The organism is Variovorax sp. efr-133-TYG-130 (assembly GCF_030208835.1).
Classification (GTDB): Bacteria; Pseudomonadota; Gammaproteobacteria; order Burkholderiales; family Burkholderiaceae_C; genus Variovorax.
In genome coordinates, this window is sequence record NZ_JARVTD010000011.1 from 139,740 (window position 1) to 151,840 (window position 12,101).

Here is a 12,101-nt window from a genome sequence, read left to right on the forward strand (position 1 = left end):
GACTTCACCATGACCGACCCCATCGACTCGTCCGCCGGCTTCAAGCGTCGCACCCTGCTGCAGGGCACGGCCGGCATCCTGGCCACGGGCATCGCGCCCTTCGTGCATGCGCAGGAAAAGGTCGTGCTGCGCTACCTCGGCACGGCGGTGAACCAGGACAAGGCCATTGCCGAGAAATTCAAGGCCGACACGGGCATCGAGATCCAGTACGTGGCCGTGACTACCGACGACGTCACCAAGCGCGCCGTCACCGCGCCCAACAGCTTCGACCTGATCGACACCGAGTTCTTCTCGCTCAAGAAGATCGTGCCGACCGGCAACCTCAAGGGCATCGACACCAAGCGCGTCAAGAACGCCGACAAGATCACCTCGCTGTTCACCAAGGGCGAAGTCGCCGGCAAGAAGGTCGGCGACCAGGGCACGGCCCCCGTGAAGGTGATCTACCTGGAAGGCGAGAAGAGCAAAGCCTTCGCCAAGTCGGCCACGCAGTACATGTCGCTGATTCCCACCACCTACAACGCCGACACGCTCGGCATCCGCCCCGACCTGATCAAGCGTCCCATCGGTTCGTGGGCCGAGCTGCTGAACCCCGAGTTCAAAGGCAAGACCGCGATCCTGAACATCCCGTCGATCGGCATCATGGACGCGGCGATGGTGGTGGAAGCCAAGGGCATCCACAAATACGCCGACAAGGGCAACATGACCAAGGCCGAGATCGACCTGACGATCAAGACCCTGATCGAGGCCAAGAAGGCCGGCCAGTTCCGCGCGCTGTGGAAGGACTTCAACGAGTCGGTGAACCTCATGGCCTCGGGCGAGGTGGTGATCCAGTCGATGTGGTCGCCTGCCGTGACGGCCGTGCGCAGCAAGGGCATCGACTGCACCTTCCAGCCGCTCAAGGAAGGCTATCGCGCCTGGGCCTCGGGCTTCGGCCTGCCCGCCACGCTCTCAGGCAAGAAGCTCGACGGCGCGTACGAATTCATCAACTGGTTCCTCGACGGCTGGGCCGGCGCGTACCTCAACCGCCAGGGCTACTACAGCGCCGTGCTCGACACCGCCAAGACCAAGATGGAAGCCTACGAATGGGCCTACTGGATGGAAGGCAAGCCCGCCGCGCAGGACATCAAGAGCCCGCAGGGCGACGTGATCGCCAAGGCCGGCTCGGTGCGCGACGGCGGCAGCTACGAGCAGCGCATGGGCGGCATCGCCTGCTGGAACGCGGTGATGGACGAGAACGAGTACATGGTCCGCAAGTGGAACGAGTTCGTCGCGGCCTGACCTCCGGCCTGAGCCTGTGAGCGCTCCCTCGACCAGCGCGTCCGCCGCCACCGCGCCCATCCACGCCGTCAAGGCGTGGTGGCAGGCGGCGCCGTTCGCGCTGGTGTTCCTGCTGTTCTTCCTGATTCCGCTGGCGCTGGTCGCGATGGTCAGCCTGTGGAACTTCAATGAATACGAGCTGATCCCCGCGGTCACGCTGCGCAACTACCTGAGCCTGTTCGAGGGCTGCTCGCGCCTCACCGACAACGGCGACCTGTGCGTCACGCTCAACACCTACCTGAGCACGTTCAAGTTCTGCGTGCTGGTATGGGGCATCACGCTGCTGATCGGCTTTTCGGTGGCGTACTTCCTGGCGTTCCATGTGCGCTCGTCGACCATGCAGACGGTGCTGTTCGTGCTGTGCACGGTGCCGTTCTGGACATCGAACGTGATCCGCATGATCTCCTGGGTGCCGCTGCTGGGGCGCAACGGGCTGGTCAACCAGGCGCTCATGGGCCTGGGCCTGGTGAACCAGCCGCTCGAGTGGTTGCTGTTCTCCGATTTCTCGGTGGTGCTGGCCTTCGTGCACCTGTACACGATGTTCATGATCGTGCCGATCTTCAACAGCATGATGCGCATCGACCGCTCGCTGCTCGAAGCAGCAAGCGACGCGGGCGCCTCGGGCTGGCAGACGCTGTGGAACGTGGTGGTGCCGCTGTCGCGCACCGGCATCCTGATCGGCTCGATCTTCGTCATCACCATCGTCATGGGCGACTTCGTCACCATCGGCGTGATGGGCGGCCAGCAGATCGCGTCCATCGGCAAGATCATCCAGGTGCAGACCTCGTACCTGCAGTTTCCGCTGGCGGCTGCCAACGCGATGATCCTGCTGGCGGTGGTGCTGATGATCATCTGGGGGCTCACCCGGCTGGTCGACATCCGAAAGGAGCTGTAGCGTGGGCTTTTGTTCTTCAGGGCTCGCTCACGCCGACGGGGTACCTTGCTCCGCGAATGTCCCCCGGCCTGCGGCCTCCCCCTTTATTTCGCTGCGCAAGGCACCCCGCCGACGTGATCGTTCAGAGCACTTGTTGATCGGCCGGAACAACGACCGCGCTTGTTGTGCACAGGGCATCGGGTGCTCCCCGCAGCGAAATAAAGGAGGAGCCGAAGGCGGGGGACATTCGCGGAGGGGAGTACCCGATGCTCTCGGCACTCGCCCTGAAGGAAAAACACAAATGAGCCAACGCATAGGCGAACAACGCTCCCCGGGCTTCTGGCCGCTGGCAACCGTATTCGGACTTTTCGTCCTCTTCCTCTACGGCCCGATGATCACGATCTTCGTGCTCAGCTTCCAGGGCCCCGAGGGCGGCCTGACCTTTCCATTGCGCGGCGTCTCGCTGCACTGGTTCTACAAACTGGCCGAAGGGCTGGGCACGGTGGACATCGGCGCGGCCTTCAGGCGCTCGCTCGCGCTGGGCGCCGTGGTCATGGCCTTCACCGTCGTGCTGTCGGTACTGGCCGGCCTGGCATTCCGCAAGAAGCTCGCGGGCAGCAACGCCCTCTTCTTCGTCACCGTCGCCAGCCTCATCATGCCGTCGATCATCATCTCGCTCGGCATCGGCCTGCAGTTCCGGCTCCTCGACACCGGCATCAAGAGCCTGCTGACAGCCATGGACGCCACCACCCTGCTCGAAGGCTACGGAACCGCGCTCGGCCTGTTCAGCTCAGCCCTGGGCGCGCACCTGACATGGACGCTGCCGTTCGGCCTGCTCATCATGTTCGCCGTGTTCAACCGCTTCAACCCCGCCTACGAAGAAGCCGCACGCGACCTCGGCGCCACCCCGTGGCAGAGCTTCCGCTTCGTGGTGCTCCCGCTGATCGGCCCCTCGATCGTGGGCATCGGCATGTTCGGCTTCACGCTCTCGTGGGACGAAATCGCCCGCACCTCGCAGGCCATCGGCGACGTCAACACCCTGCCGCTCGAACTGCAAGGCCTGACCTCGACCGTCACCACGCCGTCGATCTACGCACTTGGCACGGTGACCACCGTCGTGTCGCTGCTGGTCATGGCCGTGGCGCTGGGCTCGGCCGCCATGCTGCGCCGGCGCTCCACCCGCAAACGCTAGCCGAGGGCTGCCCACCGGGCAGCCAGCAGCGTCTCGATGTCGTGCACACGCCGGCCCGTGGCACGGCCAACGGCCTCTCTGTAAGGCGGCATGTTGGTGCACTCCATCACGATGTCTTCCACCTCCGGATGAAGCGTCACCAGCCGGCGCGCGGCATCGACCACGTTGCGCTCGGCTTCCGCCAGATCGAGATGCGCCTCGTTGTTCAGGATGCGCCGGTGGAACTCGCAGCCCGGCTGCACGCCCTGCACCGGCGTGCCCCGCGGCACACCGGCCGCGTCCAGGATGGCCCGGCTCATCGAATCCGCATCGAAGGTCAGGATGCCGGGGCGCGCGAACTCGCGGCATTGCAGCAGGCTCGACGTGACGACGGGAACCCGCACCGCGCCGGCCAGCACCTGCTGGTACGCCGCCAGAAAGCCGCAGCTGGTGGTGAGCATGGCCGCGCCCTCCCCGGCCAGCCGCAACGCGCCGTCGACGAAGGGCTGCAGCAGCGAGCGGTCGGCCTCCTTCACGATGCGCTCGGGCGAAGCACCCTCGATCACGAGCCGGCGCACCGCAATGCCGTGCCGCTCGAAAGTCGCCGGATTGCCCACGTCGCCCGGCGGCCGCGGGAAGCGCGTGTCGAGCATCAGCACGCCGAGGAACGGCACGGCGTCGCTTGTCACAGCACGCCCTCTGCGCTACGCCGCCGCACCCTTGAAGCGGCCCAGGAAAGCCTGCGTCGCCGCCTGCCTCGGGTTGTCGATCACCACCTGCGGCGGTCCGCTCTCCGCGACCACGCCGTCGCGCATGAAGATCACCTGGTCGGCCACCTCGCGCGCGAAACCGATCTCGTGCGTCACCAGGATCATGGTCATGCCTTCCCTGGCCAGGCCCTTGATGACGCCGAGCACCTCGCCGACGAGTTCAGGGTCCAGCGCGGAGGTGGCTTCGTCGAACAGCATGACGGCAGGCTTCATGGCCAGCGCACGCGCAATGGCCACGCGCTGCTTCTGGCCGCCGGAGAGCTTGTCGGGAAAGTAGTCGGCGCGGTCCAGCAGGCCCACCTTGGCGAGCAGCGCGCGCGCCTCGGCCTCGGCCTGCGGCTTGGGCGTCTTCAGCACCGTCACCGGCCCTTCCATCACGTTGCGCAGCACCGTCATGTGAGGGAAGAGGTTGAAATGCTGGAACACCATGCCCGTCGACGCCCGGAAGCGCGCCAGCGCGCGCTCGTTGGGCAGCGTGGTGTGCACGCCGTTGAACTCGATGCTCTGCTCGCCCACCGTGATGCGCCCGGCGTTGGGCACCGACAGCAGGTTGATGCAGCGCAGCAGCGTCGACTTGCCCGAGCCCGAGGGTCCGATGATGGCGACCACCTGGCCGCGCTCCACCTGCAGCGAAATGTCCTTCAGGACCACGTTCTGCCCGAAGGCTTTCTTGAGCTGGCTGATCTCTATCAGGGGTGCGGGCATCTCAGGTTTCTTCCTTGGCGCCGGCGCCGAATTCCATGCGCTTGGCCCAGATGGTGACGGGCAGAAGCACCGCGAAGTAGGCGACCGCGATGAAGGTGTAGAGCTCCAGCGGCCGGTAGGTTTCGTGCGCGATCACCTGGCCCTGGTAGAGCAGGTCGGGCACGGCCAGCACCGAGAGCAGCGAAGTGTTCTTCAGCTGCATGATCGACTGGCTCATGAGCGGCGGCACCATGCGCTTGAACGCCTGCGGCAGCACGACGCGGCGCATGAGCTGCATGCGCGTCATGCCGAGCGCGCGCGCCGCCTCGACCTGCCCGCTGTCGATGGAAATGATGCCGCCGCGCACGATCTCGGAATAGAACGCACCGCCGTAGAGCGACAGACACAGCGTGGCGGCCGCCACCGCCGAGATCTCCAGCCCGGTGAGCACCGGCAGCGCGTAGTAGAACCACACCAGCTGCACCAGCACCGGCGTGCAGCGGAACACCTCGATGTAGGCGCGGATCGGCGCCGACACCCACGGGTTGCGCGACAACCGCCCCAGCCCGGTGACCAGGCCGATCAGGAGTCCCAGCACCACGCAAACGACCGTGAACACCAGCGTGTAGGCCAGGCCGATGAGCAGCAGCCGCCGGTAGCTCCAGAGCACGCTGAAGTCCCAGTCGTAGGCCGTGCCGGACGCACCGCCGGAGAAATGGCGCACGGCGGCCCAGACGCCCACCAGCACACAGGCGAGCAGCACGGCCGTGCCGAGCCGGGAGCGGCCCCTGGGCTCGCTCGTCGGATCCTCGAGGTCCATGGCGACCCCTTCAGAACTTGATTTCAGGCGGGAAGGCGCTGGCCGGCACGCCCGCGAGCTTTTCCATGTTCTTCAGGATGACGCTGCGCACCGCGCCCTTGCTGCGCTCCTGCGCCAGCCAGGCGTTCACCGCCTTCTGCAGGCCGGGGTCGGAGTCCTTGCGCAGGCCGATGCTCACGGGCGCGGTGTAAACCGGCTGAGGGATGTACATCGTGCCCAGGCCCGGGCGCTTGGCCAGCAGCGGCTCGGCCAGCAGGATCACGAGCACCTGGCAATCGGCGCGGCCGGCCTGCAGCGACATGGTGGCGGCGCCGGAATTTTCCAGGCGGGTGACGTCGGCCTTGGGCAGCACGCGCTGGGCCAGCTGGTCATGGCTGGAGCCGATGTCCACCACGATCTTGGTCTCCGGCGTGTTCAGCTGTTCCCAGCTCTTCTGCGGCACGCCCTTCTTGCAGACCACCGTGTAGGTGTTCTCGAACAGCGTGTCGGCAAAGTTGACCATGGCCGCGCGCTGCGGCGACGGGGCCAGGCCGAACATGGCGTCGATCTTGTTGGACTGCAGGTCGAGCACCGCGTTGCCCCAGGTGGTTTCGACGTACTCGACCTTGGCGCCCAGGCTCTTGGCCAGGCTCTCGCCGAAGTCGGGGCCGAAGCCCTCCCATTTGCCGGTGCCGGGGTCCTTGGCGAAGTACGGAATGGCGCCGGCGATGGCTCCCACGCGCAGCACATGGGTGCGCTGCACCCGCGCGAGCGAGCTTTCCTGGTCCTGGGAAAAAGCCGGCCCGATGGTGCAGGCGGCAACGGCAGCCACGAGGGCCCGAATGAATTTCTGTTTGATGGTCACGAGCACTCCAAGCAATTGGCTTGCCAATATACAAAGGTAAGCGATTGGTTCCAAGGTTTAGTTGCGCTCGAGCCGCCTCGTCGAAAAACACCGCGCGACCTAAAATCCGCCGCACAACAAGCACAACGCAACCCTGAGGGGGTCCCATGCTCGACATCGACAAACTCAACGAATTCACCAACAACCATGGCGAACTGCGCCGCGGCCAGGGGCTGGTCACGGGCACGATCGCCCTGAGCCTGGCCATCCTGTGCTTCCTCGGCGTGCTCGCGTTCCACTTTCCGCAGTACCTCACCACGCCGGAGCTGCGCAAGAGCTACAACGTCGACGTGATGCGCATCATCCTGCTGACGGCGCTGGTCATCTCGGGCGGGCTGTCGCTGGTGAACATCATCTTCAACCGCTCGCGCTGGCTGTCGTCGGCGGCGTTCCTGCTGGTGGTTGCGTCGGCGCTGCTGGGCGGGCACAAGGTGCCGGTGCACGACTTCGCGGACCACACGCCGTACATCGGGCTCGACTGGTTCATCCTCGACCTGCTGGGCTCGTCGCTGATCTTCATCTTCATCGAGAAGCTGTTCGCGCTGCGCAAGGACCAGCCCGTGTTCCGCGAGGAGTGGCAGACCGACTTCCATCACTTCGTGGTGAACCACATGATCGTGGGCTTCGTGCTGCTGGCCACCAACCTGCTGGTGCACAAGCTCTTCGGCTGGGCCGCCAACGACGGCATCCGCGGCTGGGTCGGCAACCTGCCGTTCTGGGCCGGGCTGCTGCTGATCATCCTGGTGGCCGACCTGGTGCAGTACTGGACGCATCGCGCCTACCACGAGGTGCCCGTGCTGTGGCGCCTGCACGCGGTGCACCACAGCGTGAAGAGCATGGACTGGATGGCCGGCTCGCGCCAGCACATCCTGGAGCTGCTGATCACCCGCACACTGGTGCTGGCGCCCATCTACGTGCTGGGCTTCAGCAAGGAAGTGATCGACGCCTACATCGTGGTGGTCGGCTTCCAGGCGGTGTTCAACCACTGCAACGTGAGCGTGCGGCTCGGCCCGCTGCGCTATTTGATCGTGACGCCCAACTTCCACCACTGGCACCACAGCCAGGACATCGAGGCGCTCGACAAGAACTATGCGGCGCACTACGCCTTCCTCGACTACATCTTCGGCACGGCCGTGAAGAGCACCAAGCTCTGGCCCGAGAAATACGGCGTGCTGGGCGACTACGTGCCCAACGGCTTCTTCAAGCAGTTGAAGTTCCCGTTCGTCTGGAAGGGCTGATGCGCGCTGCCTTCAAGACCCGCGCGGCCCTGGCGGCCGCGAGCGCCGCACTGCTCATGCTGACGGCATGCGCCACCCGCCTCGACCTGCCCTCCAAGGACGCCGGGCTGCGCCTGCGCGTGCAAAGCTCGGTCATCGCGCCGGGCAATGGCGGCGAGCTCATCGCGGCCGATGCGCTGGAGGCGGGCGACATCCTGCTGACCTCCATCGCCACGGTCAACTCCTTCGGCATCCGGCTGGGCACCTTCTCGCCGGTGAGCCACGCGGTGCTGTACCTCGGCGACGGCCAGATCGCCGAAGCCGTGGGCACCGGCGTGCGCGCACGGCCGCTGGCCGAAGTGGTGGACGAGGAACAGATGGTCGTGGCCTTTCGTGTGCCGGGCGTCGATGCAGCCGGCGCCGCACGCCTGCGCGAGTGGGCGATGTCGCAGGTCGGCACGCGCTACAACACCGTGGGCGTGCTTTTGAACGCGCCCTTCGTGCTCAACCGCCGCCTGTGCGAACTGCCGCTGATGCCCGAGGCCGTCAGCAGCTACTGCATGAGCGGCATGGCGATGGTGCAGCTGGGCGCGAGCCGCAACGACCAGTTCTTCTGCTCGCAGTTCGTGCTGGAGGCCTACAGGCAGGCCGGCCTGCCGATCACCCGCGCCGACCCGCGCTGGGTGAGCCCGGCCGACCTGCTGCACATGCGCGAAGGCGACGTGCCCTCGATCGCCGCCACGCAGCCGCTGCGCTACGTGGGCCACCTGAAATACAACCCGCCGCCGCTGCTCGCGGCGGATGGCCCTTGAGCGCGGCGGACGTGTCCCACCGGTTCGACGTCGTCGTGATCGGTGCCGGCGCTGCCGGGCTGTTCTGCGCCGGCGTGGCGGGCCAGCGCGGGATCAAGGTGCTGGTGGTGGACCACAGCGAGAAGGTGGGCGAGAAGATCCGCATCTCGGGCGGCGGGCGCGCCAACTTCACCAATCGCGACCTCGACGTGCGGGCGCCGCAACGCCATTTCATCGGCGACAACCCGAACTTCTGCCGCTCTGCGCTGTCGCGCTACGCGCCGCAGCAGTTCATCGACCTGGTGCAGAAGCACGGCATCGCCTTCCACGAGAAGCACAAGGGGCAGTTGTTCTGCGACGGTTCCTCGCAGCAGATCGTCGACATGCTGCTGGCCGAATGCGCGGCGGGTGGCGTCGAACGGTGGCAGCCGTGCAGGATCGGGAACATCGCTTTGACGGGCTCAGGGAGCTATCGAATCGAGAGCAGCCGGGGCCCCATCGAGACACCGAAGATCGTGGTTGCCACCGGCGGCCTGTCGATCCCGCAGATCGGCGCCACCGATTTCGGCTACCGCATCGCCGAGCAGTTCGGCCTGCGCGTGGTCACGCCGCGGCCGGCGCTGGTGCCGCTGACCTTCGGCGGCGAAGCCTGGGAACCCTATGCGGGGCTGGCCGGGCTGGCGCTGCCGGTGCGCATCGAAACAGGGGCCAAGAAGGAAAAAATGGCCTTCCTCGAAGACCTGCTGTTCACGCACCGCGGGCTTTCTGGCCCGGCGGTGCTGCAGATCTCAAGCTACTGGAAGCCCGGCGCCCCGCTGACGCTGGATTTCGCCCCCGGCGTGGACGTGGCCCAGGCGCTGGGCGAAGCCAAGCTGCGCTCGAAAAAGCGCATCGCCAACGAACTGGCCGCCCTGGTGCCTTCGCGCCTGGCCGACGCCTGGGTCGGCCAGGACCCGGCGCTGCAGCGCCCCGTGAACGAGGCCGCCGACAAGGCGCTGGCCGCGCTGTCGGAGCGCATCGCCCGATGGCAGATCACCCCCAGCGGCACCGAAGGTTACAAAAAAGCCGAGGTGACGGCCGGCGGCGTCGACACCCGCGACCTGTCGTCCCAGACCATGGAATCGAAGCAGCCCGGGCTGTTTTTCATCGGCGAAGTGGTCGATGTCACAGGCTGGCTCGGTGGATACAACTTCCAATGGGCGTGGGCAAGCGCACATGCATGTGCGACAGCCCTCTGACCCTCTTCGCCAGGGCACCGTGGAACCGGCTTCGCCGGGCCACCGGTGCCGCCCCCGGCGAGGGGGAAGGCGAAGCGACACGAAGTGCGCGCAGCCTGGGGGAGTGCTATAATCGCGGGCTAACTCTGGCCTCCCCTCAACGGCCGCAAACAGTTTTCAGTTGAGGAACCCCGGCTTGGGGCCTCGATCTCTCCAGGCCAAATTCATTTCAACGATTCATCAATGACCACCATCCGCGTTAAAGAAAACGAGCCCTTCGACGTCGCACTGCGCCGTTTCAAGCGCACCATCGAAAAGCTCGGCCTGCTGACCGACCTGCGTGCCCGCGAGTTCTACGAAAAGCCGACCGCCGAGCGCAAGCGCAAGAAGGCCGCCGCGGTCAAGCGCCACTACAAGCGCGTGCGCAGCATGCAGCTGCCCAAGAAGCTGTACTAAGCAACGCCCGGGCGGCCGGCTCCAGACGAAAGTCAGCACCGCCGCCCAGTTGCCTCAGCCGCGCCAGGGAAACCTGCCGCGGCTTTTGTTTTTTCCGAAAGGTTGCCGAATGACACTCAAAGAACAGATCACCGAAGACATGAAGACGGCGATGCGCGCCAAGGACTCCGAGCGCCTGGCCACCATCCGCCTGCTGCTGGCCGCCATGAAGCAGAAGGAAGTCGACGAGCGCGTGGAGCTCGACGACGCCATGGTCGTCGCCATCGTCGACAAGATGGTCAAGCAGCGCAAGGACTCGATCGCCGCCTTCACCACCGGCGGCCGCGCCGACCTCGCCGACAAGGAAGCCGCCGAGATCAAGGTGCTGGAGGTCTACCTGCCCCAGCGCATGAGCGCCGATGAAACGGTGGCCGCGGTGAAGGCCATCGTGGCCGAGCTGGGCGCCAGCGGCCCCGGCGACATGGGCAAGGTGATGGGCGTGGTCAAGACCCGCCTCGCCGGCAAGGCCGACATGGGCCAGGTCAGCGCAGCGGTCAAGGCCGCTCTGGCGGGCGCCTGATGCCGATGAACGCCGGCAGCCGCTCCGTCGCCATTCCCAAGGCCTGCGCCTGCCTGGTCGACGCACGGGGCCGGCTGCTGGTGTTCCGCCATCCCGAGGATGGCAACATGCAGCTCCCCAAGGGCACCATCGAGCCCGGTGAAGCGCCCGAGGTGGCGGTGCGCCGCGAACTGCTCGAGGAATCGGGCATCGACCACCGCGGCCCTCTGCAGTCGCTGGGCACGCTGGACCGCGAATGCGAGGCCGGCGTCGAAGGCAACACCCATCGCCACCCGCAGCTGTGGCACCTGTTCCTGATGCGTGCCGAAAGCCCGCTGCCCGAGAGCTTCACGCACACGGCAACGGGCAGCCCCGAAGAGGAAGGCCTGGTCTTCCTGTTCAGCTGGCTCGAAGCCGGCGACGCCCTCGACGACTTCGCCCTGCCCTACCGCCAGACCATCGAGCGCGTCCGCGCCGCCCTGCTGCTCGCAGCCTGACACCGGCTCACAGGCCGGCGCGCGCGGCCATGTAGAGCCCGAGCAGCGCCAGCCCGATCAGGAAGCAGCGCTTGAACACGGCCACCGGCAGCCGCCGCCGCAGCCAGGTCCCCAGCACCATGCCGCCGATGGCCGGCACCAGCATCGCGAACGAGCCGCCCAGCGCCGACACCGGATAGCCCCCGTTTCCGATCAGCCCGACGGCCAGCACCACCGTCGAGGTGGTGAACGAGATCCCCATCGCCTGGATCAGCGAATCGCGCTGGAACCCCAGCGCCTGCAGGTACGGCACCGCCGGCACCGCGAACACCCCGGTCACCGCCGTCACCAGCCCCGTGACGATGCCCACAAGCGGCCCCAGCCAGCGCGCCCGCGCGTCGCTCACGTGCAATTGCCGCCCGGTCAGCCCCCAGACCGCGTAGACCACCAGCGCCACCCCGAGCGCGAACGAAGCCCAGGCCCCCGCCGGCACGCCCAGCCAAAACGCCCCGCCCAAGGTGCCGACCACCACGCCCACTTGCATGCCGCCGATGCGCCTCAGCACGGGCATGAAGGTCTCGCGCGGCCCGGTCTGCCAGATGTTGGTGACGAGCGACGGCACGATCAGCAGCGCCGCCGCCTGCACGGGCGACATCCACAGCGCCAGCAGCCCCATCGACACCGTCGGCAGACCGAGGCCGACCACGCCCTTGATCACCCCGGCCAGCAGGTACACCGCCGCGGCGGCGGCCCAGAAGCTCATGGCGTCGTTCGTCGGCATCGTCATGGCGGCCGAGTCTGCCGGGGAAGCCCGCGCCCGGAAATGCGGCATTCGCGCAGCCGGCCTCAGGCTGGGCCTGAGGCTCCTGGTGCACACTCCGGCGGAT

Annotated in this window: 14 protein-coding genes; 9 read left to right on the plus strand and 5 right to left on the minus strand. The window is 66.7% G+C overall.

The genetic code is table 11. The annotated features are described in order from the left end of the window. The first annotated feature begins 9 nt into the window (after positions 1-9). The 3 genes from QRN67_RS15125 (at position 10) to QRN67_RS15135 (ending at position 3,383) form a co-directional block, all read left to right on the plus strand. Positions 10-1,278, plus strand: coding sequence for an ABC transporter substrate-binding protein (locus QRN67_RS15125; RefSeq protein WP_106935001.1), 1,269 nt, complete (start codon positions 10-12; stop codon positions 1,276-1,278). A gap of 16 nt (positions 1,279-1,294) precedes the next feature. After that, positions 1,295-2,212 carry an ABC transporter permease gene (locus QRN67_RS15130; RefSeq protein WP_285412412.1) on the plus strand — a complete coding sequence of 306 codons (918 nt, stop codon included), beginning with the start codon at positions 1,295-1,297 and terminating at the stop codon, positions 2,210-2,212. A gap of 280 nt (positions 2,213-2,492) precedes the next feature. Further along, complete coding sequence (locus QRN67_RS15135) at positions 2,493-3,383, plus strand: ABC transporter permease (RefSeq protein WP_081266554.1); 891 nt, start codon at positions 2,493-2,495, stop codon at positions 3,381-3,383. On the opposite strand, the gene QRN67_RS15140 is transcribed toward QRN67_RS15135, so the two are convergent. From QRN67_RS15140 to QRN67_RS15155, 4 genes are read right to left on the minus strand one after another with little or no spacing between them, the layout of a single operon-like run. After that, positions 3,380-4,051 (minus strand): aspartate/glutamate racemase family protein, encoded by a 672-nt coding sequence (locus tag QRN67_RS15140; protein ID WP_285412414.1) that lies wholly within the window; start codon positions 4,049-4,051, stop codon positions 3,380-3,382. The two genes, QRN67_RS15135 and QRN67_RS15140, sit on opposite strands and share 4 nt — an antisense overlap. Positions 4,052-4,066: 15 nt before the next feature. After that, on the minus strand, positions 4,067-4,837 hold the full coding sequence (locus tag QRN67_RS15145; RefSeq protein ID WP_081266553.1) for an amino acid ABC transporter ATP-binding protein: 771 nt from the start codon (positions 4,835-4,837) through the stop codon (positions 4,067-4,069). A gap of 1 nt (position 4,838) precedes the next feature. Next, complete coding sequence (locus QRN67_RS15150) at positions 4,839-5,636, minus strand: amino acid ABC transporter permease (RefSeq protein WP_081266552.1); 798 nt, start codon at positions 5,634-5,636, stop codon at positions 4,839-4,841. A gap of 10 nt (positions 5,637-5,646) precedes the next feature. Then, positions 5,647-6,480, minus strand: a complete 834-nt coding sequence (locus QRN67_RS15155) for a transporter substrate-binding domain-containing protein (protein ID WP_285412415.1) — start codon at positions 6,478-6,480, stop codon at positions 5,647-5,649. 146 nt (positions 6,481-6,626) lie between these two features. Between QRN67_RS15155 and QRN67_RS15160 the strand changes: the two genes are divergently transcribed. The 6 genes from QRN67_RS15160 (at position 6,627) to QRN67_RS15185 (ending at position 11,235) form a co-directional block, all read left to right on the plus strand. Then, positions 6,627-7,757 carry a sterol desaturase family protein gene (locus tag QRN67_RS15160; RefSeq protein ID WP_081266551.1) on the plus strand — a complete coding sequence of 377 codons (1,131 nt, stop codon included), beginning with the start codon at positions 6,627-6,629 and terminating at the stop codon, positions 7,755-7,757. Continuing rightward, positions 7,757-8,548, plus strand: coding sequence for a YaeF family permuted papain-like enzyme (locus tag QRN67_RS15165; RefSeq protein ID WP_285412416.1), 792 nt, complete (start codon positions 7,757-7,759; stop codon positions 8,546-8,548). Before QRN67_RS15160 ends, QRN67_RS15165 begins: the two co-directional genes overlap by 1 nt. Before the next feature lie 11 nt (positions 8,549-8,559). Further along, complete coding sequence (locus QRN67_RS15170; protein WP_285412417.1) at positions 8,560-9,765, plus strand: BaiN/RdsA family NAD(P)/FAD-dependent oxidoreductase; 1,206 nt, start codon at positions 8,560-8,562, stop codon at positions 9,763-9,765. A 222-nt stretch (positions 9,766-9,987) separates the two neighbouring features. Then, positions 9,988-10,200 carry a 30S ribosomal protein S21 gene (rpsU, locus tag QRN67_RS15175; RefSeq protein ID WP_007833691.1) on the plus strand — a complete coding sequence of 71 codons (213 nt, stop codon included), beginning with the start codon at positions 9,988-9,990 and terminating at the stop codon, positions 10,198-10,200. 109 nt (positions 10,201-10,309) lie between these two features. Continuing rightward, complete coding sequence (locus tag QRN67_RS15180; protein WP_285412425.1) at positions 10,310-10,759, plus strand: GatB/YqeY domain-containing protein; 450 nt, start codon at positions 10,310-10,312, stop codon at positions 10,757-10,759. After that, positions 10,759-11,235, plus strand: a complete 477-nt coding sequence (locus QRN67_RS15185; protein WP_285412426.1) for an NUDIX domain-containing protein — start codon at positions 10,759-10,761, stop codon at positions 11,233-11,235. Before QRN67_RS15180 ends, QRN67_RS15185 begins: the two co-directional genes overlap by 1 nt. Positions 11,236-11,242: 7 nt before the next feature. Here the strand turns inward: QRN67_RS15185 and QRN67_RS15190 are convergent, their stop codons facing one another. Beyond that, on the minus strand, positions 11,243-12,001 hold the full coding sequence (locus QRN67_RS15190; RefSeq protein ID WP_285412427.1) for a sulfite exporter TauE/SafE family protein: 759 nt from the start codon (positions 11,999-12,001) through the stop codon (positions 11,243-11,245). Positions 12,002-12,101 lie beyond the last annotated feature (100 nt).

Bases quoted from the DNA above. Each gene is read 5' to 3' on its own strand.
- QRN67_RS15185 (WP_285412426.1), top strand. From the start codon at position 10,759: ATGCCGATGAACGCCGGCAGCCGCTCCGTCGCCATTCCCAAGGCCTGC.
- QRN67_RS15135 (WP_081266554.1), top strand. From the start codon at position 2,493: ATGAGCCAACGCATAGGCGAACAACGCTCCCCGGGCTTCTGGCCGCTG.
- QRN67_RS15190 (WP_285412427.1), bottom strand. From the start codon at position 12,001: ATGACGATGCCGACGAACGACGCCATGAGCTTCTGGGCCGCCGCCGCG.
- rpsU (WP_007833691.1), top strand. From the start codon at position 9,988: ATGACCACCATCCGCGTTAAAGAAAACGAGCCCTTCGACGTCGCACTG.
- QRN67_RS15145 (WP_081266553.1), bottom strand. From the start codon at position 4,837: ATGCCCGCACCCCTGATAGAGATCAGCCAGCTCAAGAAAGCCTTCGGG.
- QRN67_RS15125 (WP_106935001.1), top strand. From the start codon at position 10: ATGACCGACCCCATCGACTCGTCCGCCGGCTTCAAGCGTCGCACCCTG.
- QRN67_RS15150 (WP_081266552.1), bottom strand. From the start codon at position 5,636: ATGGACCTCGAGGATCCGACGAGCGAGCCCAGGGGCCGCTCCCGGCTC.
- QRN67_RS15180 (WP_285412425.1), top strand. From the start codon at position 10,310: ATGACACTCAAAGAACAGATCACCGAAGACATGAAGACGGCGATGCGC.
- QRN67_RS15160 (WP_081266551.1), top strand. From the start codon at position 6,627: ATGCTCGACATCGACAAACTCAACGAATTCACCAACAACCATGGCGAA.
- QRN67_RS15165 (WP_285412416.1), top strand. From the start codon at position 7,757: ATGCGCGCTGCCTTCAAGACCCGCGCGGCCCTGGCGGCCGCGAGCGCC.